We start from the raw sequence: 25,905 nt of genomic DNA on the forward strand, positions 1-25,905 counted from the left end.
AGACAGGTTCTTCATGATGCCCTTTCGACTATTGACCGCGGTCGTTCTTCTCGTCGCCGCCGCTTCGACCGCATTTGCAGCCGATCCCGTTTTTCCCCCGGGGTCCCGGATCGGCATGACGCCGCTGGTCGGCCTCGCCCCGGCCAAGGGCTTTGCCGGCTTCGAAACCGAGGATCACGGCGTGAAGATCCTGATCGCGGAGCTTCCGGCCGAGGCCTATGGCGAAGTGACGAATGCGTTCAAAGCTAATCCGGCAGGCACGGGGGGCATCCGTCCGGAGAGCCTCGAGACCGGATCGGGCCTTGCCTACTACACCGTCGAGAATGGCAAGGACGGCGCCACCAATGTGCGTCGCTATTCGATGATCCTGTCGGGCGGGACTTTCTCCGGCTATGTCGCCGCGCAGGTCCCCGAGAATGCCGGCAAGATCTACACCGACGATGCGATCCGGCAGATGTTCGCCTCCGCCACGGTCCGCAAGGAAGTGCCGGTCGACGAGCAGCTCGGCCTGATGCCGTTCAAGGTCACCGAGCTCGGCGGCTTCAAGAACGTCCGCACGCTGGCCACCGGCGCCGCCCTCATTCTCGCCGACAATGACGAGGTCAAAGGCTTCGAGCCGGCGCCCTTCATGGTGATCGGCATCATCGGCGCGACCGCAGCCCAGCCCGACGATCGCGGGCGCTTCGCAGCGCAGGCGGCGACGCAAATCCCCGGCGTGCGCGACGCGCGGATCACGATGTCGGAACCGATCCGCATTGACGGTCAGCCCGCCTACGAGACGCGGATCGACGCCATCAGCGGCAAGGACAACACCCAGGTGACTGTGGTGCAGTGGCTGAAGTTCGGCTCATCGAGCGCGCTGCGCATCATCGGCAGCTCGCCGCGCGATCAATGGTCGAGCGCCTTCCCGCGGTTCCGTGCCGTCCGCGACGGCATCCAGCCGCGGAGCTGATGGGCAATCGCACGCGGCTGCGGCCGGCGCGATCCGCTTTACGCCTGGTGTGTCGGTTCAGAAATTCGCTTCATTTATCGGCGAGTGCGTCAGGAGAATTTCTGAACCAAAACCACACTAGAATCTTAGGATTCCTGGTGTCCTTCGAATGCGAAGTTCGCTTAAGAGGTTGCCGCGAAATGATGCGAACTTCGGATTCGGCACACTGCCGGGTGAGCTGATTCGCTGACGCCGCGCTGAACCGGACGGGGAGACGCAACATGTGGGATCGAAGACGGATTCTGGCAGGTCTCGGCGTCGGCGCGGCGTCAGGCGTATCGCGGCGGGCGTGGGCGGCAACGCCGATCAGGCCGGACGAGGCGTCAGCGCTGCTGGTGATCGACGTGCAGAACTGCTTCCTGCCCGGCGGCAGCCTTGCAGTGAAGGACGGGGATCAGGTCGTTCCCGTCATCAACAAGATCGCCAGAAGCTTCGCCAATGTGGTGCTCACGCAGGATTGGCACACGCAAGCGCATGTCTCCTTCGCTTCCAGCCATCCCGGCAAGAAGCCGTTCGAGACCATCGATCTGCCCTACGGCAAGCAGGTGCTGTGGCCGGACCACTGTGTGCAGGGCTCGGAAGGCGCGGCTCTGTCGAAGGATCTCTCGATCCCGCAGGCGGAGCTGATCATCCGCAAGGGCTTTCACAAGGACGTCGACAGCTATTCGGCCTTCACCGAGGCCGACGGCAAGACCACGACGGGGCTCGCCGCCTATCTGAAGGCGCGCCAGGTGAAGCGGGTTTTCGTGGCCGGCCTCGCCACCGATTTCTGCGTCGCCTGGACCGCGCTCGATGCCCGCAAGGCGGACTTTGAAACCTATGTGGTGGAGGACGCCTGTCGCGGCATCGACACCCAGGGCTCGCTCGCCAAGGCCTGGACCGACATGGCCAAGGCCGGCGTCAAGCGCATCCAGTCGAGCGACCTCGCGGCCTGAAGGCGCGCCGCCGGCGAGCGCCGGATCAGTTTGCGGTATCGACCGCCGGCGCCGCTTTCGCGCCGCCCTTGGCGACGCCGACCATTGCCGGCCGGAGCACCCGGTCGCCGATCATGTAGCCGGCCTGCACGACGTGAACCACGGTGCCCGCGGGGACCGACGGATCGGGAACCTCGTACATGGCCTGCTGGAAGTTCGGGTCGAACTTTTCGCCCATGGGATCGAACTTCTTCACGCCGTGTTTCTCGAGCGCATTGAGCAGCGAGCGCTCGGTCAATTCGACGCCTTCGATCAGCGCCTTCAGCCCGGGATCGGCGGCCGCCTTGGCCTCGGCGGGAACCGCATCGAGCGCGCGCTGCAGATTGTCGGCGATATCGAGCACATCGCGCGCAAAACCGGTAATGCCGTAGGTCCGCGCATCGGCTACCTCGCGGCTGGTGCGCTTGCGCAGGTTCTCCATCTCCGCCAGCGTCCGCAGCATCCTGTCGCGCGCGTCGGCCGCTTCCTTGGCGAGCGCTTCGACCGACGCCGGCTCGGGATCGTCAGGCATCACATAGGGCTTGGAAACCCTGGGCTCGTTGGCCTGCGCCGGATTGTCCGGATCATTCTTCTGCAGGTCGGGATCGGTCATGACTGGCCCTTTTGAAAATCGCCTGGATCAAGCTCATCGTGAATGGATGTCGGCCGGGATATCGTGCTTTAGCCGAAGAAAATCAAGCGCCATGGGTCCCGATCCGGGGACCTCAGCCGCCGAGCAGCCGGCTGACGATGCGCGCAGCATAGTCCACGGTCGGGATCACCCTGGCATAATTGAGACGCGTGGGCCCGATCACGCCGAGCACGCCGACGATGCGGCCGGCGCCGTCGCTATAGGGCGCCACGATGGTGGAAGATCCCGACAGCGAGAACAGCTTGTTCTCCGACCCGATGAAGATCCGCACGCCATCGGCATGTTCGGCGCGCCCCAGAAGGTCGACCACGCCGCGCTTGGTCTCGAGATCGTCGAACAGCGATTTGATCCGCTCGAGATCGTCAAGTGCGTGCAGATCCTCCAGGAGGTTGGCGTGGCCGCGCACGATCAACTGGCGGTCCTCGCTCTCGCCGCCGGACCAGCCTGCAACGCCGGCCGCGATCACCTTTTGCGTCAGTTGGTCGAGCTCGGCGCGGTCCTGCGCCAGCGCGGTTTCAAGCTCCAGCCGCGCCTCTGCCAGCGTGCGTCCGCGAATCCGCGCATTGAGGAAATTGGTCGCTTCCGTCAGGGCCGAGGAGGGAACGCCGGGCGGCAGCGCCAGCACCCGGTTTTCGACCTGGCCGTCTTCGGCCACCAAGACCGCCAGCGCACGCGCAGGTTCCAGCCGCACGAACTCGATGTGCTTGAGCCTTGCATTCGATTTCGCGGTCAGCACCACGGCGGCGGCCCGGGTCAGGCCGGACAGCCGGGTCAGCGCCTCGTCGAGCGCCGCCTCCACCGATTGCGCCCGGCCGACGGAGGCCAATTGCCCCTCGATCGACTGCCGCTCGGCTTCGCTGAGATCGCCGAGCTGCATCAGGGCATCGACGAAGAAACGCAAGCCGAGCTCGGTCGGCAGCCGGCCGGCCGAGGTGTGCGGCGCATAGATCAGGCCGAGCTGCTCGAGGTCGGCCATCACGTTGCGCACCGAGGCCGGCGACAGCGGCACGGTGATCAGGCGTGAAATATTGCGCGAGCCGACCGGTTCGCCGGTCGCGAGGTAGCTTTCGACGATTTGACGAAAAATGTCGCGCGACCGCTCATTGAGCTGGGCGAGCCCAGCGCGCGGTGTGATCAGACCAATCGGATCGTGTTGGGCCACTGAACAACTTGCTCCCTCGCAAACACCCTCGGAGCGCGATGGGCAGGGACGATATCGCCGTCGCGCTTGGGCGCCTCGCCTCGGTTCCGGAAACCGACCCGCAGCGTCCGGATCAGGCTGTAATTTGTCGATCCTCCGGCCCGCTGACAAGCAGGCATCGGGCTTAACGGTCTTGCCGCTGGCCGTTCTCCCACCTACAAGCACCGCAGGCAAAGCGCCCTTTGCCGCACTTTCTGGAGGATTCCCATGCGGCCAAGCCGCCGTGCACCCGATGAACTGCGCGCCGTGTCGCTGGAGCGGGGCGTCGTCAAATATGCGGAGGGTTCCTGCCTCGTCAAATTCGGCGACACGCATGTGCTGGTCACCGCGACGCTGGAGGAACGCCTGCCGCCCTGGCTGAGGGGCCAGGGCCGGGGCTGGGTCACGGCCGAATACGGCATGCTGCCGCGCGCGACCCTGGAACGCACGCGCCGGGAGGCCACCGCCGGCAAGCAGGGCGGGCGCACCGTCGAGATCCAGCGCCTGATCGGCCGATCGCTGCGCGCCGCCATCGACCTCGAGGCCCTGGGCGAGCGCCAGATCACCATCGATTGCGACGTGCTGCAGGCCGACGGCGGCACCCGCACCGCCTCGATCACCGGCGGCTGGGTCGCACTCGCCGACTGCATCGGCTGGATGAAGGCGCGCAATATGATCAAGGCCGAGGTGCTGCGCGCCAATGTCGCAGCGATCTCCTGCGGCATCTACGACGGCACGCCCGTGCTCGACCTCGACTATGCCGAGGACTCGGACGCCGACACCGACGCCAATTTCGTGATGACCGGCGACGGCCGCATCATCGAGGTGCAGGGCACCGCGGAGAAGACCCCGTTCACGCAGGAGGAGTTCCTGGCGCTGATGGCGCTGGCCAAGAAGGGCGTGACGCGGCTGGTCGACCTGCAGAAGCTCGCGGTCGCATAATCTTTCCAACCATGCACCGCAAAATCACAGGCAGGCTCGTCATCGCGACCCACAATCCCGGCAAGCTCGCCGAGATGCAGGAGCTGCTGGCGCCGCACGGGGTCGAAGCGGTCTCCGCCGGCGAGGTCGGCCTGACCGAGCCGGAGGAGACCGGCGACAGTTTCCGCGCCAATGCAATGATCAAGGCGGTGGCGGCGGCGAACGCGGCGCGGCTTCCCGCCTTTGCCGACGATTCGGGGATCGTGGTCGAGGCGCTCGATGGCGCGCCCGGCATCTTCTCGGCGCGCTGGGCCGGGCCGGACAAGGATTTTGGCGCCGCCATGACACGGATCGAGCGGCTGCTGCAGGAGCGCGGCGCCTCCACGCCGGACAAGCGCAGGGCGCATTTCGTGTCCGCGCTGTGCGTCGCCTGGCCCGACGGGCACCTCGAAGAGGTCGAGGCCCGCGTCGACGGAACGCTGGTGTGGCCGCCGCGCGGAACGGCCGGATTCGGCTACGATCCGATGTTCATGCCGGACGGTTTTGCGCGTACCTTCGGCGAGATGACCAGCATCGAGAAACACGGCCTGCCGCCGCTGGGGCTCGGCCTCTCGCACCGTGCCCGCGCTTTCGTCAAGCTTGCGGAGATCTGCCTTGAGCCGCGCTGACCAGGAAGCCTTTGGCGTCTACGTGCATTGGCCGTTCTGCCTGTCGAAGTGTCCGTACTGCGATTTCAACAGCCATGTCCGCCATGCCGCGATCGACGAGGACCGCTTCGCGCGGGCTTTTGCCGCGGAGATCGAAACCATGGCCGCGCGCACGGGTGCGCGCACGGTGACCTCGATCTTCCTCGGCGGCGGCACTCCGTCTCTGATGCAACCGAAGACGGTCGGCGCGATCCTCGATGCGATCGGCAGGCATTGGCAGGTCGCAAGCGACGCCGAGGTGACGCTGGAGGCCAACCCGACCAGCGTCGAGGCGACGCGCTTTGCCGGCTATCGCGCGGCCGGCGTCAACCGTGTCTCGCTCGGCGTGCAGGCCCTCGACGATGCCTCGCTGAAGGAGCTGGGACGGCTGCACAGCGCGCGCGAGGCGCTGGACGCGGTTGCGATCGCGCGGAAAGCCTTCGATCGCTACTCGTTCGACCTGATCTATGCCCGGCCCGGCCAGACGCCGGCAATGTGGGCCAGTGAGCTGAAGCGCGCGATCGACGAGGCGGCCGAACATCTGTCGCTCTATCAGCTGACGATCGAGGAAGGCACGCCGTTCTTCGGCCTGCATGCCGCAGGCAAATTGCGAACGCCGGACGAGGCGGCCGCCCGCGCACTCTATGACGTGACGCAGGAGATTTGCGCGCAGCTTGGACTCCCCGCCTACGAGATCTCCAATCACGCCCGGCCAGGCGCCGAATGCCGACACAATTTGGTCTATTGGCGTGGTCAGGAATACGCCGGCATCGGCCCGGGCGCCCATGGCCGCCTGGATATCGACGGCGTCAGGCACGCGATCGCGACCGAGAAGCGCCCCGAGAGCTGGCTGATGCGCGTCGAAGCGAACGGCCATGGCGTGGTGGTCGATGACGACCTCAGCAGCGAGGAGCGTGCCGACGAGTTCCTGCTGATGGGGTTGCGCCTCGCCGAAGGCATCGACCCCCGGCGTTACGCGGCCTTGGCGGGACGCCGGCTTGATGCGGACCGGATCGCGTCGCTGCGCGAGCAGGGCGCGATCGCCGTCGATAGTGACGGCCGGCTGCGCGTGACGCAGGCCGGCTTCCCCGTGCTCGACGCGGTCGTGGCGGATCTCGCAGCCTAGAATTTCGAGCTATAGCGTTTTCGAGCGAAGTGGGTGCCGGTTCGCGTGAAGAAAACGCGTCAAAACAGGAACCTGGAACATCGGCTCTGATTGAATTCAGAACCGATGCTCTAAGCGCCAAAGCTTTTCGGCGAACCGGCGACCGCCGTGCCGCCGCCCGTTGCGACGCGCATCACGGCAAGTCCCCGTTCATTGGTGCCGTCGGAGCGGAAGCGGAACAGGCCGTCAATGCCGGCAAAGCCGGACGGATTGGTCAGCGTTTCCGACGCGAAGCGCTGCCCTCCTTGCGTCCGCGCCAGCGCCGCGACCAGCGCCACGGCATCATAGGCGAGCGTCGCGGTGCGCACCGGCTCGCCGCCATATTTGGTGCGGTAGCGGCTGGAGAACGCGCGGAAGCCGGAAGGGTCCGGCGCCGCGTAGAGGCCGCCTTGCAGCGCCGGGCTCGCATAGACCCGCGGATTGTCCCACAGCCCTGTGCCGAGCAACTGGATGTTGCGCAGGTTCGCACCGGCGGCGGTCAGCGCATCGGCGGTGGCGACAACCGAATCGCCGTCATCGGCAAGCAGCAGCGCGTCCGCCGAGCCGAGCGCGGAGGCCACCGTTCGCGCCGGGGCCGCGCGGTCGGCGCCATATTTCTCGAACGCGACGATGCGGCCGCCCTTGCGGCCGACCGCCTGCTTGAACGCGGCCTCGACCACGCCGCCATAGGCGTTGTCGGGCAACAGCGCCGCGAAGGATCGCTTTCCGATGCTGACAGAATATTCGACGATGCGGTTGACGTCGGACTCCGGCAGGAAGCTGAGGAGGTAGACGCCGCGGCCGGCGACGCTCGAATCGGTGGAGAAAGCGATCACCGAAACGCCGCGCGTCCGCGTCAGTTGCGCGGTCGCCGGAACCGACAGGGCGAACAGCGGCCCGAGGATGATCTCGGCGCCCTCGTCGAGCGCCTGCTGGGTGCCCTGCTGGGCGCCTTGCGGGCTGCCGCCATCGTCCTTGATCAGGAGCTGGATGTTGGGGTTCTGGAATTCGGCGAGCGCCATCTCGGCGGCATTCCGCATCGACTGCGCCGCGACACCCGCGTTGCCGGCGGCCGACAGCGGCAGCACCAGCCCGACCTTGACCTGGCCGTTGCCCGCGACAACGGGCTGCTGCGTCGGCCCGGCCGGCGCAGACGCCGACGAATCGAATGGGTTGGAAAACTGGCTGAGGCCCTGTTGCACCCCCGCGCAGGCCGAAAGCAGGGGTGCGCCGAGCAGCAAGCCAACCACCGCCCGCCGGGTCGTACCCGAGGGCTGTGACTCCGATACCGGAGTCGTGGGATCGTGCGGGGCTACCATCTCATCTCTTCTCTTGACCGACCGAAATCGGCCAGGACACCCTCCTTCACTGATAGGGAAGGCGGATTCAGGCATATTGTCGGCGAATAGTTAAGCAGACAAAAGGTTTATCATCTCCTCGCGCCGCTGTCGGTTGCCAAATCCGCTCCTTTGCCGCGTTGTCCCGTTGCATGCCACGAGGCCTGAGCGACCCCGCCGTAGCGCGAGCGCCATTGTCCCCCTAAGATTGGCATTATGCGCGCAAAAACCACCACCGTACATGGAACCGAGAGCGAGAGCGGAACCGCCAACAGGACATTTTCGGTCGCGGGTCACCTCCTGCGCGCGCCACGACCCGCGGCTGGTCTCTACCTCGTGGCGACCCCGATCGGCAATCTCGGCGACGTCACGCTGCGCGCGCTCGAGACGCTGGCGGGCGTCGACATGATCGCCTGCGAGGACACCCGTATCACCCGCCGCCTGACCGAGCGCTACGCGATCGCGGCGGAGCTCTCGCCCTATCATGAGCACAACGCCGAAGCCGCGCGGCCGAAGATTCTGGCGCGGCTCGCGCAAGGCGCAGCGATCGCGCTGGTCTCCGATGCCGGCACGCCGCTGATTTCCGATCCCGGCTTCAAGCTGGTGCGCGAGGCGAGCGCGGGCGGCCATGCCGTGATTGCGGTACCCGGTGCCTCTTCGGTGCTCGCCGCGCTTTCCGTCGCAGCGCTTCCGACCGACCGCTTCTTCTTCGAGGGTTTTCTGCCGCCGAAGGAAAGCGGACGCCGCGCCAGGCTCACCGAGCTCGCGCGCATCGAGGCGACGCTGGTGCTGTTCGAATCCGGCAGCCGCATCCAGGACACGCTTGCCGCACTCGCCGAGATCATGGGCGAACGGGACGCCGCGATCTGCCGCGAGCTGACCAAGCTGCATGAAGAGATCACGCGGGCGCCGCTCGCCGCGCTCGCGCGCCGTGCCGCCGAGCTGGAGACGCGCGGCGAATTCGTGGTCGTGATCGGTCCGCCGGCCGCGCATGCCCATGCCATGACGACGGACGCGCTCGACGCGCTCTTGCGCGACGAGCTCGCGCGCGGCAGCGTCAAGGACGCGGTCGCCCATGCGGTCGAATTGTCGGGACGTCCACGGCGCGAAATCTATGCCCGTGCCCTCGAGCTCGACCGCCAGATCAGGGGCAGCGATGACGAAGCCTGACGACGGCCCGGCGCAGCACAGTGCGGCCAGGCCCGCTTCGCCGGAGCGGCTGGCGGCGTTTCGCACCGGCCTGTCCGCGGAAGCCCGCGCCTGCGCCTATTTGATGGCCAAGGGCTACCGCATCCTGGCGCGACGCTTCCGCACCCCGCATGGCGAGATCGACATCGTCGCGAAACGGCGCGACCTGCTCGCCTTCGTCGAGGTCAAGGCCCGTGCGTCGCTGGATGACGCCGCCTTTGCGGTGACGCCGCGCCAGCAGATGCGCATCGTCAATGCCGCCCAGATCTGGCTCGCCGCACATCCCGACCATGCTAATTTCGAGCTGCGTTTCGACGCAATCCTGATTGCGCCGCGGCGCCTGCCGCGCCATGTGTTGGCGGCATTCGACGCCAGCAGTTGAGAGTTTCCTCCAGACCCCGGGCCGCCCATGAAATTGAATGTCGCCGTCCAGATGGACCCCATTGCCCGCATCAACGTCCGCGGCGATTCCACCTTCGCGCTGCTCCTCGAAGCGCAGAAACGCGGACACGGGCTGTCCTATTACACCCCCGACAAGCTCTCGCTGCGCGGCGATGAGCTGGCGGCGCCGGTGCAAGTGCTCACGGTGCGCGACGAGGCGGGCGATCACTTTACCCTCGGCGAGCCCCGGCGCGAGCCCCTGTCGAATTTCGACGTGATCCTGCTGCGGCAGGATCCGCCCTTCGACCTCGCCTACATCACCTCGACGCATTTCCTGGAGCGGCTCCACCCGAAGACGCTGGTCGTGAACAACCCGGTGAGCGTCCGCAACGCGCCGGAAAAACTGTTCGTGATGAATTTTCCGCAATTGATGCCGCCGACCTTGATCTCGCGCGACCTCGACGAGATCAATTCGTTCCGCGACCAGCACGGCGCCGTCGTCATGAAGCCGCTGCACGGCCATGGCGGCGCCGCGGTATTCCGCGTATTGCCGCAGGACATGAACTTCGGCTCGCTCTACGACATGTTCTCGGTGACCTTCAAGGAACCCTGGGTGATCCAGCGCTTCCTTCCCGAGGTCAAGGACGGCGACAAGCGCATCATCCTGGTCGACGGCGAGTTCGCGGGCGCCGTCAATCGCGTGCCGGCGGCGGACGATCTGCGCTCCAACATGGTGCGCGGCGGCGCCGCACAGGCGACAGAGCTGAGCGAGCGCGAGCGCGAGATCTGCACGACCATCGGGCCCGAGCTGAAGCGGCAGGGCCTGCTGTTCGTCGGCATCGACGTCATCGACGGCTACCTGACCGAAATCAACGTGACATCGCCGACCGGCATTCGCGCCATCGCCCGCCTCGGTGGGCCCGACATCGCGGCAAGAATCTGGGATTCGATCGAGGCGAAGCGGAAATCCGGCACTTGAGGCGGGCGCGCCGGGCTCGCATGACGATCGCGTCTTAGCTTTTTGTTCAGCATGATGCGCAAGGACGCGAATGCGCGCGCCCGCATGGCGGCTCGAGCGACGACCGGCATTGTTTTGCCGCTTCATGGCGCCGGCACCCTCACGTTGCACATCGCGCCGATGCGCAACTGTCGCCCTTGAACGATAACGTCTCGTTCACCATGCGGATGAATCCCTGAGCCGATCGTCCGATCTGTTCCCGGCCTCAAGCCGGCTTATACCTTTGGTGCTTAGTTCTGCTCTGGGTGGAACCTCAAGGTTCCGCCGCGTTCGCGTAAGAGCAGATAGTAAAGCGTATGGTCACCGCCAGCACTGTTGAACTGGTCACCCCTCGTGGCGCCGGCGGCGTCATCCTGCCGAACGGCTCCTTCGACGTTCCGGCCCGCTACCTCACCAAACCGAACCCACAAGAGGTCCCGATGCTGGCGATCGCGCGCCGGCATGGCCGGCCGCCGCTTCGCCGCACCGTCGATGCCGACGCGCCCGCCAACATTCGCAGACAGCCCCGCCCCGGCGTGAGCTCCCGTGCCAGCAGGCACGGCCTCACCGACCAGTCGACCGCACAGAAGTGACGATAGGAAACCCACATGAAATGCTGGGAAAACAACCCGACGCGGGCATCTCTGGTCCATGCGCTGCCGTTTGCGGCCATTTTCGCTTTGACGTTCTTGTCCATGCAGTTACCGGCCTCGGCGGCGGACGACGAGATTGCTGCGGCTCCGGTCGTTACTCCGAGCGTGTCCGCTAAGACGCGCTTTCTGCCGCTCGGCATCGGCAAATCCGTCGTCGTCGACATGCCGCGGGAGGTCAAGGACGTGCTCGTCGCGGACCCGAAGATCGCCAACGCCGTGATCCGGTCGCGCCAGCGCGCCTACATCATCGGTGCGGGCGTCGGCCAGACCAACGTCGTGTTCTTCGATGCCGACGGACAGCAGGTCGCCTCCTACGACATCGCGGTCAAGCGCGATCTCAACGGCGTTCGCGCGGCGCTGCAACAATCGCTGCCCGGAGTTCAGATCGAGGGCGTCGGCGACGCCGTGGTGCTGACCGGTTCGGTTTCGAGCCCGGTCGAGGCCCAGCAAGCCGGCGACGTCGCCGCGCGGCTGGTTGGCGGCGCCGAGAAGGTCGTCAACTCGATCGTCGTGCGCGGCCGCGACCAGGTGATGCTCAAGGTGCATGTGGCGGAAGTCCGCCGCGACATCATCAAGCAGCTCGGCGTCGATCTCGGCGCCAGCATGAACTACGGCACCGCGGTCGTGAACTTCAACAACACCAACCCGTTCACCGCGCTGGGCAGCCCGCTTGTGCCGAGTAACGGGCTTTCTGCTTCTTCCGTCCTCAAGGGACTGCCCACGGTCAACGCGACCATCCGCGCGATGGAGCAGGCGGGCGTGATCCGGACGCTGGCCGAGCCAAACCTCACGGCGATCTCGGGCGAGGCGGCGACCTTCATTGCCGGCGGCGAGTTTCCGATTCCGGCCGGCTATTCCTGCGATCCCACCACGCATGTCTGCACCACCCAGATCACCTACAAGAAATTCGGCATTTCGCTGAACTTCACGCCGGTCGTGCTGAGCGAGGGACGGATCAGCCTGCGGGTCATGACCGAGGTGTCCGAACTGTCGAACGACAACGCGATTACGGTAACGCAGGCATTTTCCGCCGGCTCGGGCAACTCGATCACGATTCCCGCGATCCGGACCCGCCGCGCCGAAACCACGCTGGAAATTCCCTCCGGCGGCTCGATGGCGATGGCCGGCCTGATCCAGCAGCAGACCAAGCAGGCCGTCAACGGCTTGCCGGGCCTCGATCAATTGCCTGTGCTGGGACAACTCTTCAGGAGCCAGGACTACGTCAACAACCAGACCGAGCTCATGGTCCTGGTGACGCCCTATGTCGTGCGCGCGGTTGCCCAGAAGGAGCTGTCGCGGCCTGACGACGGGTTTGCACCTGCAAACGACGCCCAATCGGCCCTGCTCGGCCGCATCAACCGGATTTACGGGCTTGCGACGAATATCGGACCGGTCGGCAGCTATCAGGGCCACTTCGGGTTCATCATTGACTGAGATCGCACGGCGTGAGGAACGCAGGCACAGGGGCATGACAATGACAAACGGACAGAAGGTCGGTCGCTCTCGAACACTGCGCGCCATCGGCATGCTCGCCGGCCTGTCAGCCGTGCTCGGCGGGTGCGTCTGGGGACCTCAAGCAAGCGTGACGGCGGCTGTTCCCGAAGACTACCGCCTGCGCCATCCGATCGCGATCACGGAAGGCAACCGTTCGATCGTCGTTTTCATCGGCCATGGCCGCACCGGCCTTACCGTCGCGCAGCGCTCCGACGTGATGGGCCTGGCGCGCACCTGGGTTCAGGAAGGGACCGGCGCTGTCGTGGCCGAGGTGCCGGTGGCAACGCCGAACGCAAGAGCCGCGGAGGCCACGCTGCAGGAAATTCGCGGCTTGCTGATCGCCGGCGGCGTGCCCTCGCGCGGCATCACGCTGCGTCGCTATCACCCCGACGACCCCCGGCTGCTTGCGGCGATCAGGCTGAGCTATACGCGGATCGAGGCGGTCGCGGGACCGTGCGGCCTGTGGCCGGAGGATCTCGGTCCCTCGATCAACGATCCCAGCTACGGCGACAACAAGCCGTACTACAATTTCGGCTGCGCGACCCAGCGCAACCTCGCCGCGATGATCGACAACCCATCGGATCTGGTGCAGCCGCGCGCGGAGACGCCGCCCTACACGGCGCGCCGGACCATCGCGTTCGATCACTATCGCAAGGGTGAGTCGACCACCACCAGCTATCCGGAAGCCGACAAGGCCAAACTCAGCGACGCTGCCAAATGACCCGCCCGCCCCGTCAGGATATCGAAGAATCATCGGCCGCCGCGCCGCCGGCGGCGAACGATCATATCGCCCCCGCGCCCCGCATCTCGGTGCAGGCCTTCTGCGAGACCGAGGAGAACGCGGCCGCCGTGCGATCGGCCGGCGAGGATCGCCGCCTGGCCAAGGCGCATCTCACGGTCAAGCTCGGCGGCATGGCCGCCGCCATCGAAACCTATGGCGACGCGCCCACACCGAACGTGATCGTGCTGGAGAGCCAGGGCAGCGGCGACATCCTCGCCAATCTCGACGACCTTGCGGGCGTGTGCGATCCGGGCACGCGCGTCATCGTCATCGGCAACGAAAACGACGATGTGCCTTACCGCGAACTGGTGCGGCGCGGTGTCAATGATTACGTGGTCGGACCGGTCGGGCCGCTCGACGTGGTGCGCTCGATCTGCAGCCTGTTCTCGGCATCGGAAGCGGTGACCGTCGGACGGGTCATCGCGGTGGTCGGCGCCAAGGGCGGCGTCGGCGCATCCACGGTCGCGCACAATGTCGCCTGGTCGATCGCGCGCAACCTCAAGCTCGATTCCGTCGTCGTCGACCTCGACCTCGCCTTCGGCACCGCGGGCCTCGACTACAATCAGGATCCGTTGCAGGGCATCGCCAACGCGGTGTTCCAGCCCGACCGGCCGGACAGCGCGTTCATCGATCGCCTGCTCGCGAAATGCACCGACCATCTCAGCCTGCTCGCGGCACCGGCGACGCTCGACCGCGTCTACGACTTCGGCCTCAACGCGTTCGACGCGATCTTCGACACCCTGCGCATGACGACGCCGTGCATCGTGCTCGACGTTCCCCACCAATGGTCGGGATGGACCAAGCGCGTGCTGGAAGGCGCGGACGATATTTTGATCGTCGCCGAGCCTGATCTCGCCAACCTGCGCAACACCAAGAACATCCTGAACATTCTGAAGGCGTCGCGGCCCAACGACCGGGTCCCGCTCTACTGCCTCAATCAGGTCGGCATGCCGAAGCGGCCGGAAATCGACACGCGCAGTTTCGCCAAGACGCTCGAAAGCCAGCCGGTTGCGGCGATCCCGTTCGACTGTCGCCTGTTCGGCACCGCCGCCAACAACGGGCAGATGATTCCGGAAATCGCGGCCAGTCACCGCGCCAGCAGGATGTTTCACGAGCTCGCCCAGCGGCTGACCGGCCTCGGCGAAACCAGGAAGAAGGCGCGCGGCTCGTTGTTCGCGCCGATCATCAACAGGTTGCGGACGCGATCAGCGCGCGGCTGACCGCCGGCTGCTGGTCAGGGATCAGTCGGAGCCCGCTGCGGCCGCAACCGACTTTTTCGCCGCCGGACCGCGCGCAGCCTCTTTTCGGGACAACAGCCGCTTCAGCTCGGCGACATTGGCGGTCGCCTCCTCGACCGGCAGATCAGCCTTCGCGATCTGCTCGGCCTCGGCGGCGCGGCCCTGCAACCCAACCGCCACCGCGAGATTCATCCGCACCCGCGGGTCCTTGTCCGTGTGGTTGTAGGCGCGACGCAACACCTCTTCGGCCTTCGCGAGATCCTTTGACAGGATGTAGGACAGGCCGAGATTGGACAGCACGGACGGCTCGTCCGGCACGATTCGCAGGGCGCTGGCATAGTATTGCCGCGCCTCCTCATAGCGGCCGAGCTGATCGAGCACAGCTCCCTGCACCGAGAGCAGCCGCCAGTCCGGATCTTCCGGCGAGTGGGCCTGGCCCAGCACGTCGAAGGCCTGCTGGAAATTTCCGTTGTCCGCCAGCGCCCGCCCGTAGCCGGCGCGAAGCGCCTTGTCGCCGGGATTGGCCAGCGTGGCCTGTTCGAGCACGGCGACAGCCTGTGACCGCTCGCCATTGGCCCGCAGCGCCTTGGCGTATTGCAGCGCGAGGTTCGGGTCGTTCGGATTGGCGCGGTAGCGCTCGCGATAGGCGTCGACTTCCCGCCGCGGATCGGCTGGGCGGCTCGCCGGAGCCGCATCACCCAGCGACCCCGTGACATCGGGCGGCGCCGTTGTCTGGCAACCGCAGAGGCAGAGCAGGAGGATCGCGGACGACAGCGGGGTTGCAACCAGTCGCGGGTAGCGACCTCGTCTGGGAAATTGCCGGAACATGTACTTCTTGGCCTGTGGGTCGCCGACTGGCCAATAAATGGTTGCAGCTTAACCCTAAGTTCCGGTTAACCGGGCCGCATTCCGCGCCTTGCGGACGCGGTGCGCATCAGGCGAAGCGTGCCGTGTCGCCCGGCCCATCGATATCGCTACGTCGGTGAATTCAGCGGTTTCTCTTCGCGCTAGGCGACGAATTCGGCGCCGAACTCGCAACCGATCCGCCAGACCAGGCGGCAGTGGCGCGGCAGGCCTTCCGAGAAGATGAGGGTAAACTCCGGCGGCACTTCGAGATGTTCGGCAACGACCTTCACGCCGCCGACCGAGATGTCAGTGATCACGCAATCGCGCGGCAACGACCCCGTCCCGAATTGAATCTTTGCAAGCCTTCTGCAAACAACACGCTCGCTTCTACGACGGTTCGCCAACATCTTCGATTTCACCCCGTACGATCCCGAAACATCCGGCATCAGTGTGGGAATACAGGAGAACCCTTGCGATAGGCCTAGCGGGACTCCCGCAATCTATCGTTTGTTTTCGCGCTCATTTTACCGGTTGGCTCAAGGCGTGAGAAACCGTGACATGACGATCATGCTCGAGAGCCGCAGCGAACGCGCCCCGAGCAAGGGCGGCCAGGAGTTTTTACCCTGCGCGCAGGCGCTCGTTGCACCCGGGAGCACAGCGATCGCCGAGTGATGCGGATGGTGCTTCAAAAGACGACAGGGCCGCCGCAAAGGCCGCCCCCTTTCCTGCCGTTGGCACAATTCGTGCGGCGATCAGTCTTCGTCGGCCGTCTTCAGCATTCGCGACGCAGCGTTCTGCTCGCCCGAAGCCGTACGCGGCACCGCCGGCAGCTCGCCGATCGCATCAAGCCCGATCAGGAAATCCATGCCGGCGCGCATCACATGTTCCGCCGCGAGCGAGGCGGCTGATCGCTCGTCGCCTTCGATGATGGCGCGCAGGATCGCGGCATGCTCGTTCCAGGAACGCGACTGCCGCGCCGGATCGGTCGGCGCGAACAGCATCGCGGTGCGGTCGCGCAGCCGCTGCAGCAGCTCGCCCAGCACGCGGTTCTGGCCGGCGGCTGCAAGCTCGCTGTGGAATTGCTGGTTGAGCTCGAACAGCTGATCGAAATGCCCGGCCGCCACCGCCGCGGTGCCCTTGTCGAGCACGGCCTGGATGCGGTGGATGATCCGCTGGTCGTGGCGCCGCGCCGCGAGCCTTGCATTCTGCCCTTCGAGCAGCGCGCGCACCTCGATGGTTTCGCGCGCTTCCTGTTCCGACATCACCGCAACGGACGCGCCGCGGCGCGCGGCAACCTCGATCAGGCCTTCGGAGGCGAGCGCGCGGATTGCCTCGCGCACCGGATTGCGCGAGACGCCGAGCTCGTCCGCAAGCCGTTCCTCGACCAGGCGCTCACCGGGCTTCAGCCGTCCCGACAGGATCGCCTGTCGCAACTCGTTGATGACCTGGCCGTGCAGCGACGAATGCTCCTCGCCGAGCCGGCGCTTGGATGATCCGGTGCCCAAAGCCATGATGCCTAACCTGTCCAGAAAACAGCGCGGGGTCTGTGTTTCACACTGCGCAAAGCCTGCAAATCCAGATGGCGATCCTTCCACAGTTTACAAGGATTCGCGGCGCTTGGCATTTGACTTGCCACTCGCTCGCCGCACAGCCGTCAGGTGCCGACCACCAGCGGTGCGCCGAGCTTGCGCAACGCCGCGATAACCGAGAGCGCCGTGATGCGGCCGGTCCGCGGGTTTTCCGAAGGAATGTTTTCGATGGTCATCGAAAAGCGCGCGGAATCCGCGTCCACCTCGATGTGATGGCAGTTCCGCGTCACCGCGGGGTCCGCCCAAACTTCGATGACGGTGCGGTCCGGTCCGATGCCGGCGAGCGACAACGCGGCGACCACGTTGACATTGGCCGGGAACGCGGCCGCAGCTTCGCGCGCGGAGCCCTTGAACACGCGTTTGGCGTCAGCGAGGCCGTCGACCGAGATCGCGTGCTCGACCAGATAGGGCGCGCCGGCAAGGCCCTGCGGCGGCTTGCGGGTCACGACCTGGACGCTGTGAATGGTGCCTTCGGCCGCGGCGACCACGGCGTCGAGCCCGATCAGCGCACCGGTCGGCAGGATCAACTGGCCGCCATGGACGCGCGCCAGCTCGACGAGCTCGGGCCGCGGCAACAGCGCGCTCGCGCTCAGCACCATGACTCGCTTGCCGGCTTTGAGCATCGGCGTGCAGATCTGGCCGAGGATCGCCGCCGGCGCACATTCCACGGCAAGGTCCGCGACCGAAGGCAGCGCGTCGAGCGGCACGACCGGACAGGCGATGCGCTCGCCTTCAAGCCACGCGCGCGCCTTGTCGCGGTCGCGCGCCGCAACGGCGGAAAGTGAAAGGCCGGGAAGGCCGTCGGCGAGCTTGCGGGCAACGGTACGGCCGATCGCGCCGAGACCGGCAATGGCGACACGAATGGACAACGATCAATGCTCCTGACAACGACGCAGGCAGTGGAGCATTTTTTCGTCGGCATGAACATCCACGCGTCGTGCAGGGTTGTCCCCACTTTGTTGCCCGGCGCTACTCGCCGCTCCGGCCTTCGGACACCGCCTCGCTGGAAGCGGCCGGTTCGGTGGGACGCGCGGCCTGCGCGCGGCGCTCGGCCAGCGGCACCCATGACACGCTGACATCGCCGGTCATGAAGGTCTGGCAGGCCATCCGGTAGCCCTGGCGAAACTCCTCCTCGGTGAGGTGCTTGCGCTCCTTCGGCTTGATCGCGTCGGTGTTCTCGAGGCCCTGCTCGATGCGGCAGCGGCAGGTGCCGCACAGCCCGCCGCCGCATTTGAAGGGGATGCCGCCCTGCTCGCGCAGCGAGACGCGCAACAGGTTGCTGTTCTCGGGTGCGCTGACCGTCTTGCCGCCGTTGGTGATGAAGGTGACCTGGATCATCGTGCGCCGAGCCGATCCGTCAGCCCGCGACCGCGGTCTTGCGCAGCGCGGTCTGCATGTGCCCGAATGTGGTGAGGTGCTCGAGCTCCTTGTAGGCGCGCTCGCTGGTCTCGAACTTTTCCAGGAATTTGCACGGCACGTCGTTGACGATCTCGGTCTCGTCCTCGACCACGCGGATCTTGGTGGAATCCTTGACGAGCTCGGCGATGACGAAATGCGCCTTCTTCTGTCCGTAGAACAGGTAGTCGTAGGCTTCGAGCGCGCGCAGCCCGTCGCCGATCTCGGTCCTGAACTGTCCGGGCTTGCTGGTCAGGATGACATACATGACGGACTCCTGTGGGATCGCTTCACCGTTCGGCCGGCGCGGCCTGCTGCGCGGCGGCTTGCGCAACATCGGGCTTGAGCGGCTCGAGCGGAACCTTGTCCTGCTCGAGCTCGATGTCATGACTGAGCCAGAGCTGGCAGATCAGGCGATAGCCTTGCTCGAGCCGCGGGCCCAGCCGCTGCTTTTCCTTCCAGTTGGGCTCCGGCAGATGCTCGGCGCCCTTGAGCACGCGGCACGCGCATTTGGCGCATTTCCCCATGCCGCAGCCGTAACGCAGGTTGGGATGGGGAAACTGGCGGATGCCGGCCTTCACGACGAGATTGGTATTTTCCGCAATCTCGCCCTGATAGGTGTTGCCGTCGCGATGCAGGGTGACGGTCGGCACTGATCAGGCCTGCAGCAGCTGGCGTTCGTCGGCAGGAACCTTCTGGCCCACGTTCTCGATCTCGCTCATCGGGATGTCCTTGGCGACATAGTCCCAATAAAGCGCGGTGGTGTAGAGCAGCCGCATCTGGGCGCCGACCTCGCAGATCTTCAGGCAGCGCTGCTGCAGGTCGACGGTGTTGGCGTGCTCCAGCACGATCTGGTAGCCGCGCTCGCCGTGGATCTCGTCGGAGACGATATGCAGGTCGAAGAACTCGACCTCCTCGTCGGTGAACTTGTATTTTTCGCGCAGCGTCGGCGTCTGCCGGCGATAGATCGACGGCACCTGCGATTCCAGTCCGACCACGAGGCCGGCGACCGCGACGATCGGGTCCTCGCGCATGGCAACCGCATAGCACCAGCTCTGCAGGCCGCGGGTGGTCGGCGTCATGTTGTCGGGGTCGATCACCCGCTCGCGTGTGGTGCCGCAGGCTTCGGCGAAACGGATCAGGAGATCGGTATGGCGGTCGCCGCCGATCTCTTCCTCGTACATGTTGGCGAGCAGGAAATCCTTGGCCTCGGTGAAGCGCTCGGGCATCCGCGCATAGATGCAGGCGAGGTAATCGGCGAACGGGCCGACATAATGGTAGTGATTCTCGGCCCAGCTCGCGAGATGCGCGCGGCTGAGCTTGCCGCTGGCCCAGGCGATGCTGAACGGCGCCTTGTTGGCGCTTTTGCCCTTGATGGCGTTTTCGAGCGCGGTGCGGAATTCCACGTGATTCATCAGCTCAGGCATCGGTTCGCTCCCTGTGGTGGCCACCCGCTCGTGCAGGCAGGAAATCTTCCATCAGCTATTGTATACTGCATACAATTGATGTAAGTCAATGACAGAAAATGAGACGCTCGACGGCCGCAAAGTTGCGGAACTAGCCACGATAGAAGCCCAAGCGAGCGCAAAACCAGATTCGATGCATTGTATACAATATCGGGTCAATCATCGTCAACCGGTCTCGGGGGGAGAGCCATGACAGGACAGATTTCGATCACCGCCGCCCATTGGGCCTATCTCGCCGGCGTCGCGGCCGTGGTGCTGACCATGATCCTGCGCGCCAATGTCGTGGTGCCCTCGATCGCCGCGACCTTCCTGGTCGCGCTTGCCTGGACCGCAAGCCCGGTGGCCGCGCTGTCCAGCATCTTCAATGCGAGCTTCGTGGCGGCCAAGGAGCTGTTCAACATCTTCCTGGTGATCGCGCTGATCACCGCGCTGCTGAATGCGCTGAAGACGCTGCGCTCCGACGTGCGCATGGTGCAGCCGTTCCGGCTGATCATGACCAACGGCCATTCGGCCTTCTTCATTCTCGCGGCCGTCACCTACGTGATCTCGCTCTTCTTCTGGCCGACGCCGGCGGTGCCGCTGGTTTCCGCGGTGCTGCTGCCGGCTGCGATCGCGGCGGGGCTGTCGCCGCTCGCCGGCGCCATGGCGATCGCGATCGCCGGCCAGGGCATGGCGCTGTCGTCGGATTATGTGATCGGGGTGGCGCCCGGCATCAGCGCCAAGGCGGCAGGGGCTGCGATCAGCGCGGCGGCGGTTGCCGATCGCGCGCTGGCGCTGTCGCTGATCACGGGCGGCGTCGCGCTGGTGCTCGCCTATTTCTCGATCCGCAAGTCGATCAAGCCCGGCAGCGAGGCGCTGCTCGACGCCTGGCAGCGGCAATCCGGCAATGGCGAGGCCGCGCGGCTGGAGACGGCCGGCAGTTTCGACAAGGCCGAGATCGCCCGCGGCACCAGCTATGACGAACCGCTCGCGATCGACGCCAGGCTGCGCCAGCATCTGCCGCTGAACGAAAAGCGCCGGGCGTTCAGGTCAAAGCTGTTTGCGATTCTCACGCCGCTCGGCTTTGCCGTGGTGATTGCGCTGATGGTGCTGCCGAAGCTCGGCGTGCGCGGCTTGCCGGAACTCAAGGGCGGCGATGCGGCCGCGCTGGTCGGCGGCATGGGCACGGCGCTGATGATCCTGGCCACGATCGCCGCCGAAGGCGCGCGCAAGAGCCTCGATGTCTGCGCCGACCACATCACCGACGGCTTCGTGTTCGCCTTCAAGGCCATGGGCTCGGTGCTGCCGATCGCCGGCTTCTTCTTCCTCGGCGCCGGCGGCGAGCTTGCTTCCGGCATTCTCAACGTGCCCGCCGCGCAGGCGCCGCCGCTCTTGTTCGACCTGATCCAGACCGCGCAGGCCTTCATTCCGCACAACCACTACCTGGTCGCCTTCGGCGTGCTGATCGTCGGCATGATCACCGGCATCGACGGCTCCGGCTTTGCCGGGCTGCCGCTGACCGGCTCGCTTTCGGGCGCGCTCGGCCCGACTGTCGGCCTCGATGTCACGACGCTCTGCGCGGTGGGTCAGATGGGATCGGTATGGACCGGCGGCGGCACCTTGATCGCCTGGTCATCCCTGATCGCGGTGGCCGGATTTGCCCGTGTCCCGGTGCTCGACACCGTGCGGGTCCTGTTGGGGCCGGTGCTGGCGGGCCTGTTCGTCGCCACCACCTGCGCCGTTCTGTTCTGGAGCTAGAAACAATGGCAGAGATGATGGCAACGCGTGCGGCGGCGATCGCCGCGGACAAGATCGAGGCATTCAGGAATTACATCGACGGAGAATGGGTCGACGGCGGAAGCGGCGAGTGGCTCGACAACGTCAATCCCGCCGATACGAGCGATATCGTCGGCCGCTTTCCCGCCTCGACTGCTGAGGACGCGGAGCGCGCCGTCCGCGCCGCCGCCGCAGCCTTTGCTGCCTGGCGCAAGACGCCGGTCACCGCGCGCGCGAAAATCCTCAACCAGGCGGCCGGCTATCTCGAAGCCAACGCCGAGCGCTTTGCCGCCGAGTTGACGCGCGAGCAGGGCAAGGCGCTCAACCTTGCCAAGGACGAGATCCTGCGCTCGGCGCAGACGCTGCGCTTCTATGCGGTCGAAGGCCAGTCCTTCACCGGCGAGATCTTCCCCCAGGACGACGCCAACATGACCGTCTACACCGAGCGCGAACCGCTCGGCGTGGTCTCGATCATCACGCCCTGGAATTTTCCGGTCTCGATCCCCGCGCGCAAGATCGCGCCGGCGCTGATCACCGGCAATACGGTGGTGTTCAAGCCGTCGTCGGATGCTCCGCTGTCGGGCTACCGCCTCACCGAGGCATTCGTGCAGGCCGGCATCCCGAAGGGCGTGCTCAACTTCATCAGCGGCCGCGCCGGCGATGTCGGCGCTGCGATCACCACACCGCCTGTGGTGCGGGCGATCTCGTTCACCGGCTCGACCGCGGCGGGCGAGCAGATCCATCGCTCGGTCGGCATCACCACCCGCACGCAGATGGAGCTTGGCGGCAAGAACCCGCTGATCGTCATGGACGACGCTGATCTCGACCAGGCAGTCGACCTCGCGGTGAAGGGCGGGCTGTCGCTGACGGGCCAGGCCTGCACCGGCACCAGCCGCGTGCTTGTCATGCGCGAGGTCAAGGCGGCGTTCACGGACAAGCTGATCGCCCGGGTCAAGGCGCTCAAGATCGGCAGCGGCATGGCTGCCGGCACCGACATCACCCCGCTGGCGACCGCGCGCCAGCTCGAAACCGTGCTGCGCTATATCGAGATCGGCAAGCGCGAGGCGCGCCTGCTCTATGGCGGCGAGCACCTGCGCGGGCCCGGCTATGACAGCGGGTACTATGTATCGCCGGCGATCTTCAGCGACGTGACGCAGGAGATGCGCATTGCGCGCGAGGAGATCTTCGGCCCGGTGCTCGCGCTGATCGAGGTGACGAGCTATGAGGATGCGATCCGGAAAGCCAACGACAGCGAGTATGGCCTGTCCGCGGCGATCGCCACCCGCAACCCGAAGCTGATGCACGCCTTTGCGCGCGACATCGAATCCGGCACGGTGAAGATCAACCGCACGACGACGGGCAACCTGATCAACGCGCCGTTCGGCGGCCTCAAGCGCTCCAGCACCTCGACCTTCCGGGAATCCGGCCGCGCCGGGCTCGAGTTCTACACCCAGATCAAGACGATCTATCGCGGCGTTTGACGCCGCCAACAAACGGAAACAACGACATGCGATCCTTTCTCAAGCTCGAACGCACCGAAGCTCGCCTGATGGCGGAGGCCGCCTTGCGCAAGGCCGCAGACATCAAGGTGCTGGAGACGGTGTGCATCACCGACGATGGCGGCTTCCCGCTTCTGCTCGAACGCATGGACGGCGCGCGGGTGACGGGTCCTCAGATCGCCTGGAACAAGGCGTTCACCGCGGCAGGACACAAGCGCTCGACCCATCTGTTCAACCAGGCGCCGAACGGCCCGGCGCTGCCGGGCAACGAGGCGTTCGGAATTCAATGGAGTTTTGAAGGAAAATTCGCAGTGTTCGTCGGCGGCTTTCCCATCGTGGTCGATGGCGAGGTGATCGGCGGCGTAGGCCTCAGCGGCGGCAATGGCGAGCAGGACACGGCCTGTGGACTTGCCGCGCTCGCCGCACTTCAGGAGCATCTCGGCACCAGCCATAAGGTGCTGGTTCAGGCCGACCTCAAGCTTTGAAGTTTCGCAAGTAAATCGAGAGGGTTAGATAGGCGAATCAGCGCCGGCGCCTGGCAGTCCGCCCGGCCTCCGCCCTCGATGTTCTCGCAATGTTCTTGTCCTCTTCCATGCTTTCCGCTACCGTGGATTGCGGAAGAAGGGGCAGCATGGTCCAGCGCGTTTCCACCGTCGCCTTTGAGGGGATCGAGGCCCGCGCGGTCGACGTGCAGGTGCAGGTGTCGCCTGGCCTGCCGGCGTTTCACGTCGTCGGGCTTGCCGACAAGGCGGTCTCGGAGGCGCGCGAGCGGGTGCGCTCGGCCCTGATCGCCTCGGGGCTGGCGCTGCCGGCGCGGCGAATCACCGTCAACCTCGCGCCCGCCGACCTGCCCAAGGAAGGCAGCCATTATGATCTGCCGATCGCGCTTGGCCTGATGGCGGCGATCGGCGCGATTCCTTCCGACGCGCTTTCCGGCTTCACCGTGCTCGGCGAGCTCGGGCTCGACGGCTCCATCGCAGCAGTCGCAGGCGTCTTGCCGGCGGCGATCGGCGCCAATGCGCGCGAGGAGGGCCTGATCTGCCCGGCGGCCTGCGGCAGCGAGGCGGCCTGGGCGAGCCCGGACATCGAGATCATTGCCGCCAGCTCGCTGATCCAGATCGCCAACCACTTCAAGGGCACGCAGGTGCTGTCGCGGCCGACGCCGCGGGTGCACGAGGCGGCCTCCGAGACGCTCGACCTGCGCGACATCAAGGGCCAGGAAAGCGCCAAGCGCGCGCTCGAGATCGCGGCTGCCGGCGGCCACCACCTGCTCATGATCGGCGCACCCGGCGCCGGCAAGTCGATGCTGGCGGCGCGGCTGCCCTCGATCCTGCCGCCGCTGTCGCCGTCGGAGCTCTTGGACGTCTCGATGATCGCCTCCGTGGCCGGCGAGATCGAAGGCGGAGCGCTGACCGCGCGGCGGCCGTTCCGCAGCCCGCATCATTCCGCGAGCATGGCCGCGCTGACCGGCGGCGGCATCCGCGCCAAGCCAGGCGAAATCTCGCTTGCCCATCACGGCGTGCTGTTCCTCGACGAGCTGCCGGAGTTCGATCCGCGTGTGCTGGATTCGCTGCGCCAGCCGCTGGAGAACGGCGAGGTCGCGGTCTCCCGCGCCAATCATCGCGTCACTTACCCTGCGCGCTTCATGCTGGTCGCGGCGATGAACCCGTGCCGCTGCGGCAACGCCTTCGAGCCGGGCTATTCCTGCAAGCGCGCACCGATCGAGCGCTGCACCTCCGACTACCAGATGCGGATCTCCGGCCCGCTGATGGACCGTATCGACCTGCGCATCGAGGTGCCGGCTGTCACCGCCGCCGACCTGATTCTGCCGCCGCCGGCGGAAGGATCAGCGGAGGTCGCCGCGCGCGTGGCCGCGGCACGCGATGTTCAGACGGCGCGCTTTGCGGCGGCCGGCCTGCCGCATGTCCGCACCAATGCAGAAGCGCCCGCGGCGCTGTTGGAACAGATCGCGCAGCCCGACGCGCAAGGCGCCAAGCTGCTGCGCGAGGCCGCCGAGACCATGCGGCTGTCGGCGCGCGGCTATCATCGCGTGCTGCGCGTGGCGCGCACCCTCGCCGACCTCGACGGCGCCGAGAAGGTCGGTCGCCTCCATCTTGCCGAAGCGCTGTCCTACCGCGCGCTCGCCGAGGACGCGCGGCGGGCGGCATAAGCACGCGCCGACGCAGGCGCCATCAACGAGGCGGTAACGAGTTTTCTTTACCCTCCGCAAACCATAAGCGCGGGCCTGTCGCCGGCGCCGGTTTTGCGAGTGGCGTATCATGTTGCGTTTCAAGGTCCTGGTCTCGGCGGTTCCCTTGCTTGCTGCAGCGATCCTGGCCCGGATTGAGTTTTTTCCAAGCCGGCAACCCTGCATCGCGGTCGGGCAGGATACGCTCCAGATCGCCACGGCTCCCTGGCACGCTGACCTGCGCGTCAGCTTCACCGATGATCCCGCGCTTGCCACCGTGCGGGTGGCGCTCGCCGACAGCGCGGACACCGCCGACTTCGCCGTGGTCGACGACATCGCCGACCCCAACGACAGCGCCTGCGAAGCCACGCCGGCGACCCAGTTCGTGGCCATGACCGCCGTCCCGTCCACCGCGGCACCGGTCATCTATCTTGCGTCGACGGGTCCGGCCGACTTCCGCATCTTCGTCCGCTCCAGCAGGTTCACCCCCCGCGAGGCGGCGGCGCTGATCGTCGGCGCCCGCGGCGAGCGGCTGCATCTCGCCCAAGCCTCGCTCTGAAGCAGCGGATTA

Annotated in this window: 28 protein-coding genes; 17 read left to right on the forward strand and 11 right to left on the reverse strand. The window is 66.3% G+C overall.

Annotation, left to right across the window (positions count from 1 at the left end; translation table 11 throughout):
• Positions 1-13 precede the first annotated feature (13 nt).
• A complete protein-coding gene (locus QOU61_RS00775) occupies positions 14-952 on the forward strand; it encodes a hypothetical protein (RefSeq protein ID WP_289656254.1) in 939 nt (312 codons plus the stop codon).
• 260 nt (positions 953-1,212) lie between these two features.
• The gene (gene pncA / locus QOU61_RS00780; protein WP_289656255.1) at positions 1,213-1,926 is read left to right on the forward strand and encodes a bifunctional nicotinamidase/pyrazinamidase; all 714 of its coding nucleotides are present in this window, start codon (positions 1,213-1,215) and stop codon (positions 1,924-1,926) included.
• 25 nt (positions 1,927-1,951) lie between these two features.
• Here pncA and grpE read toward each other — a convergent pair whose 3' ends face one another.
• Together grpE and hrcA are read right to left on the reverse strand one after the other, a co-directional pair.
• Positions 1,952-2,557, reverse strand: a complete 606-nt coding sequence (gene grpE / locus QOU61_RS00785) for a nucleotide exchange factor GrpE (protein ID WP_289656256.1) — start codon at positions 2,555-2,557, stop codon at positions 1,952-1,954.
• 112 nt (positions 2,558-2,669) lie between these two features.
• Positions 2,670-3,758 (reverse strand): heat-inducible transcriptional repressor HrcA, encoded by a 1,089-nt coding sequence (gene hrcA, locus QOU61_RS00790; protein ID WP_289656257.1) that lies wholly within the window; start codon positions 3,756-3,758, stop codon positions 2,670-2,672.
• 246 nt (positions 3,759-4,004) lie between these two features.
• Here hrcA and rph point away from each other — a divergent pair, with 246 nt between their 5' ends.
• Genes rph through hemW form a run of 3 tightly spaced genes read left to right on the forward strand, consistent with a single transcriptional unit; the run spans position 4,005 to position 6,509 of the window.
• Positions 4,005-4,718 (forward strand): ribonuclease PH, encoded by a 714-nt coding sequence (gene rph, locus QOU61_RS00795; RefSeq protein ID WP_289656258.1) that lies wholly within the window; start codon positions 4,005-4,007, stop codon positions 4,716-4,718.
• Positions 4,719-4,729: 11 nt separating this feature from the next.
• On the forward strand, positions 4,730-5,365 hold the full coding sequence (rdgB, locus tag QOU61_RS00800) for an RdgB/HAM1 family non-canonical purine NTP pyrophosphatase (RefSeq protein WP_289656259.1): 636 nt from the start codon (positions 4,730-4,732) through the stop codon (positions 5,363-5,365).
• Positions 5,352-6,509 carry a radical SAM family heme chaperone HemW gene (gene hemW, locus QOU61_RS00805; RefSeq protein WP_289656260.1) on the forward strand — a complete coding sequence of 386 codons (1,158 nt, stop codon included), beginning with the start codon at positions 5,352-5,354 and terminating at the stop codon, positions 6,507-6,509. Before rdgB ends, hemW begins: the two co-directional genes overlap by 14 nt.
• 110 nt (positions 6,510-6,619) lie before the next feature.
• On the opposite strand, the gene QOU61_RS00810 is transcribed toward hemW, so the two are convergent.
• The gene (locus tag QOU61_RS00810) at positions 6,620-7,846 is read right to left on the reverse strand and encodes a penicillin-binding protein activator (protein WP_289656261.1); all 1,227 of its coding nucleotides are present in this window, start codon (positions 7,844-7,846) and stop codon (positions 6,620-6,622) included.
• 234 nt (positions 7,847-8,080) lie between these two features.
• Here QOU61_RS00810 and rsmI point away from each other — a divergent pair, with 234 nt between their 5' ends.
• From rsmI to QOU61_RS00845, 7 genes are all read left to right on the forward strand, one after another.
• Entirely contained in the window at positions 8,081-9,034 is a 954-nt protein-coding gene (gene rsmI, locus QOU61_RS00815; RefSeq protein ID WP_289656262.1) for a 16S rRNA (cytidine(1402)-2'-O)-methyltransferase, read from the forward strand.
• Complete coding sequence (locus QOU61_RS00820) at positions 9,021-9,434, forward strand: YraN family protein (protein ID WP_289656263.1); 414 nt, start codon at positions 9,021-9,023, stop codon at positions 9,432-9,434. The genes rsmI and QOU61_RS00820 overlap by 14 nt, the downstream gene beginning before the upstream one ends.
• A gap of 27 nt (positions 9,435-9,461) precedes the next feature.
• A complete protein-coding gene (gshB, locus tag QOU61_RS00825; RefSeq protein WP_289656264.1) occupies positions 9,462-10,412 on the forward strand; it encodes a glutathione synthase in 951 nt (316 codons plus the stop codon).
• A gap of 335 nt (positions 10,413-10,747) precedes the next feature.
• The gene (locus QOU61_RS00830) at positions 10,748-11,023 is read left to right on the forward strand and encodes a hypothetical protein (protein WP_289656265.1); all 276 of its coding nucleotides are present in this window, start codon (positions 10,748-10,750) and stop codon (positions 11,021-11,023) included.
• Positions 11,024-11,038: 15 nt separating this feature from the next.
• Complete coding sequence (locus QOU61_RS00835) at positions 11,039-12,517, forward strand: type II and III secretion system protein family protein (protein WP_289656266.1); 1,479 nt, start codon at positions 11,039-11,041, stop codon at positions 12,515-12,517.
• A gap of 40 nt (positions 12,518-12,557) precedes the next feature.
• Positions 12,558-13,298: a CpaD family pilus assembly protein gene (locus tag QOU61_RS00840; protein ID WP_289656267.1), complete on the forward strand. Its 741-nt coding sequence runs from the start codon at positions 12,558-12,560 to the stop codon at positions 13,296-13,298.
• Positions 13,295-14,578, forward strand: coding sequence for a CpaE/TadZ family protein (locus QOU61_RS00845; protein WP_289656268.1), 1,284 nt, complete (start codon positions 13,295-13,297; stop codon positions 14,576-14,578). Before QOU61_RS00840 ends, QOU61_RS00845 begins: the two co-directional genes overlap by 4 nt.
• A gap of 21 nt (positions 14,579-14,599) precedes the next feature.
• Here QOU61_RS00845 and QOU61_RS00850 read toward each other — a convergent pair whose 3' ends face one another.
• The 8 genes from QOU61_RS00850 to QOU61_RS00885 form a co-directional block, all read right to left on the reverse strand.
• On the reverse strand, positions 14,600-15,424 hold the full coding sequence (locus tag QOU61_RS00850; RefSeq protein WP_289656269.1) for a tetratricopeptide repeat protein: 825 nt from the start codon (positions 15,422-15,424) through the stop codon (positions 14,600-14,602).
• A 179-nt stretch (positions 15,425-15,603) separates the two neighbouring features.
• Positions 15,604-15,849, reverse strand: coding sequence for a PilZ domain-containing protein (locus QOU61_RS00855; RefSeq protein WP_289662141.1), 246 nt, complete (start codon positions 15,847-15,849; stop codon positions 15,604-15,606).
• Between the two features lie 345 nt (positions 15,850-16,194).
• Entirely contained in the window at positions 16,195-16,953 is a 759-nt protein-coding gene (locus tag QOU61_RS00860; protein ID WP_289656270.1) for a GntR family transcriptional regulator, read from the reverse strand.
• Between the two features lie 143 nt (positions 16,954-17,096).
• Positions 17,097-17,900 (reverse strand): aspartate dehydrogenase, encoded by an 804-nt coding sequence (locus tag QOU61_RS00865; RefSeq protein WP_289656271.1) that lies wholly within the window; start codon positions 17,898-17,900, stop codon positions 17,097-17,099.
• 100 nt (positions 17,901-18,000) lie between these two features.
• Positions 18,001-18,369, reverse strand: coding sequence for a 2Fe-2S iron-sulfur cluster-binding protein (locus QOU61_RS00870; protein WP_289656272.1), 369 nt, complete (start codon positions 18,367-18,369; stop codon positions 18,001-18,003).
• Positions 18,370-18,388: 19 nt separating this feature from the next.
• Positions 18,389-18,694: a ferredoxin gene (locus QOU61_RS00875; RefSeq protein ID WP_289656273.1), complete on the reverse strand. Its 306-nt coding sequence runs from the start codon at positions 18,692-18,694 to the stop codon at positions 18,389-18,391.
• Positions 18,695-18,716: 22 nt separating this feature from the next.
• Positions 18,717-19,079 carry a 2Fe-2S iron-sulfur cluster-binding protein gene (locus QOU61_RS00880; protein ID WP_289656274.1) on the reverse strand — a complete coding sequence of 121 codons (363 nt, stop codon included), beginning with the start codon at positions 19,077-19,079 and terminating at the stop codon, positions 18,717-18,719.
• Positions 19,080-19,082: 3 nt separating this feature from the next.
• Complete coding sequence (locus QOU61_RS00885) at positions 19,083-19,853, reverse strand: iron-containing redox enzyme family protein (protein WP_289656275.1); 771 nt, start codon at positions 19,851-19,853, stop codon at positions 19,083-19,085.
• Positions 19,854-20,081: 228 nt separating this feature from the next.
• Here QOU61_RS00885 and QOU61_RS00890 point away from each other — a divergent pair, with 228 nt between their 5' ends.
• The 5 genes from QOU61_RS00890 (at position 20,082) to QOU61_RS00910 (ending at position 25,893) form a co-directional block, all read left to right on the forward strand.
• A complete protein-coding gene (locus QOU61_RS00890; RefSeq protein WP_289656276.1) occupies positions 20,082-21,629 on the forward strand; it encodes a hypothetical protein in 1,548 nt (515 codons plus the stop codon).
• A gap of 5 nt (positions 21,630-21,634) precedes the next feature.
• Complete coding sequence (locus QOU61_RS00895; protein ID WP_289656277.1) at positions 21,635-23,128, forward strand: aldehyde dehydrogenase family protein; 1,494 nt, start codon at positions 21,635-21,637, stop codon at positions 23,126-23,128.
• 26 nt (positions 23,129-23,154) lie between these two features.
• Positions 23,155-23,631 (forward strand): GlcG/HbpS family heme-binding protein, encoded by a 477-nt coding sequence (locus tag QOU61_RS00900; RefSeq protein ID WP_289656278.1) that lies wholly within the window; start codon positions 23,155-23,157, stop codon positions 23,629-23,631.
• Positions 23,632-23,777: 146 nt separating this feature from the next.
• Positions 23,778-25,316: a YifB family Mg chelatase-like AAA ATPase gene (locus QOU61_RS00905; RefSeq protein WP_289656279.1), complete on the forward strand. Its 1,539-nt coding sequence runs from the start codon at positions 23,778-23,780 to the stop codon at positions 25,314-25,316.
• A 109-nt stretch (positions 25,317-25,425) separates the two neighbouring features.
• A complete protein-coding gene (locus QOU61_RS00910) occupies positions 25,426-25,893 on the forward strand; it encodes a hypothetical protein (RefSeq protein WP_289656280.1) in 468 nt (155 codons plus the stop codon).
• Positions 25,894-25,905 lie beyond the last annotated feature (12 nt).

It is taken from the genome of Bradyrhizobium sp. NP1, assembly GCF_030378205.1.
In the GTDB taxonomy this organism is placed as follows: domain Bacteria; phylum Pseudomonadota; class Alphaproteobacteria; order Rhizobiales; family Xanthobacteraceae; genus Bradyrhizobium.

Coding starts and splice junctions, on each gene's coding strand:
- QOU61_RS00775 (WP_289656254.1), top strand. CDS start 14: ATGATGCCCTTTCGACTATTGACCGCGGTCGTTCTTCTCGTCGCCGCC.
- pncA (WP_289656255.1), top strand. CDS start 1,213: ATGTGGGATCGAAGACGGATTCTGGCAGGTCTCGGCGTCGGCGCGGCG.
- grpE (WP_289656256.1), bottom strand. CDS start 2,557: ATGACCGATCCCGACCTGCAGAAGAATGATCCGGACAATCCGGCGCAG.
- rph (WP_289656258.1), top strand. CDS start 4,005: ATGCGGCCAAGCCGCCGTGCACCCGATGAACTGCGCGCCGTGTCGCTG.
- rdgB (WP_289656259.1), top strand. CDS start 4,730: ATGCACCGCAAAATCACAGGCAGGCTCGTCATCGCGACCCACAATCCC.
- QOU61_RS00810 (WP_289656261.1), bottom strand. CDS start 7,846: ATGGTAGCCCCGCACGATCCCACGACTCCGGTATCGGAGTCACAGCCC.
- rsmI (WP_289656262.1), top strand. CDS start 8,081: ATGCGCGCAAAAACCACCACCGTACATGGAACCGAGAGCGAGAGCGGA.
- QOU61_RS00820 (WP_289656263.1), top strand. CDS start 9,021: ATGACGAAGCCTGACGACGGCCCGGCGCAGCACAGTGCGGCCAGGCCC.
- gshB (WP_289656264.1), top strand. CDS start 9,462: ATGAAATTGAATGTCGCCGTCCAGATGGACCCCATTGCCCGCATCAAC.
- QOU61_RS00830 (WP_289656265.1), top strand. CDS start 10,748: ATGGTCACCGCCAGCACTGTTGAACTGGTCACCCCTCGTGGCGCCGGC.
- QOU61_RS00835 (WP_289656266.1), top strand. CDS start 11,039: ATGAAATGCTGGGAAAACAACCCGACGCGGGCATCTCTGGTCCATGCG.
- QOU61_RS00840 (WP_289656267.1), top strand. CDS start 12,558: ATGACAAACGGACAGAAGGTCGGTCGCTCTCGAACACTGCGCGCCATC.
- QOU61_RS00845 (WP_289656268.1), top strand. CDS start 13,295: ATGACCCGCCCGCCCCGTCAGGATATCGAAGAATCATCGGCCGCCGCG.
- QOU61_RS00850 (WP_289656269.1), bottom strand. CDS start 15,424: ATGTTCCGGCAATTTCCCAGACGAGGTCGCTACCCGCGACTGGTTGCA.
- QOU61_RS00855 (WP_289662141.1), bottom strand. CDS start 15,849: ATGTTGGCGAACCGTCGTAGAAGCGAGCGTGTTGTTTGCAGAAGGCTT.
- QOU61_RS00860 (WP_289656270.1), bottom strand. CDS start 16,953: ATGGCTTTGGGCACCGGATCATCCAAGCGCCGGCTCGGCGAGGAGCAT.
- QOU61_RS00870 (WP_289656272.1), bottom strand. CDS start 18,369: ATGATCCAGGTCACCTTCATCACCAACGGCGGCAAGACGGTCAGCGCA.
- QOU61_RS00875 (WP_289656273.1), bottom strand. CDS start 18,694: ATGTATGTCATCCTGACCAGCAAGCCCGGACAGTTCAGGACCGAGATC.
- QOU61_RS00885 (WP_289656275.1), bottom strand. CDS start 19,853: ATGCCTGAGCTGATGAATCACGTGGAATTCCGCACCGCGCTCGAAAAC.
- QOU61_RS00890 (WP_289656276.1), top strand. CDS start 20,082: ATGACAGGACAGATTTCGATCACCGCCGCCCATTGGGCCTATCTCGCC.
- QOU61_RS00895 (WP_289656277.1), top strand. CDS start 21,635: ATGGCAGAGATGATGGCAACGCGTGCGGCGGCGATCGCCGCGGACAAG.
- QOU61_RS00900 (WP_289656278.1), top strand. CDS start 23,155: ATGCGATCCTTTCTCAAGCTCGAACGCACCGAAGCTCGCCTGATGGCG.
- QOU61_RS00905 (WP_289656279.1), top strand. CDS start 23,778: ATGGTCCAGCGCGTTTCCACCGTCGCCTTTGAGGGGATCGAGGCCCGC.
- QOU61_RS00910 (WP_289656280.1), top strand. CDS start 25,426: ATGTTGCGTTTCAAGGTCCTGGTCTCGGCGGTTCCCTTGCTTGCTGCA.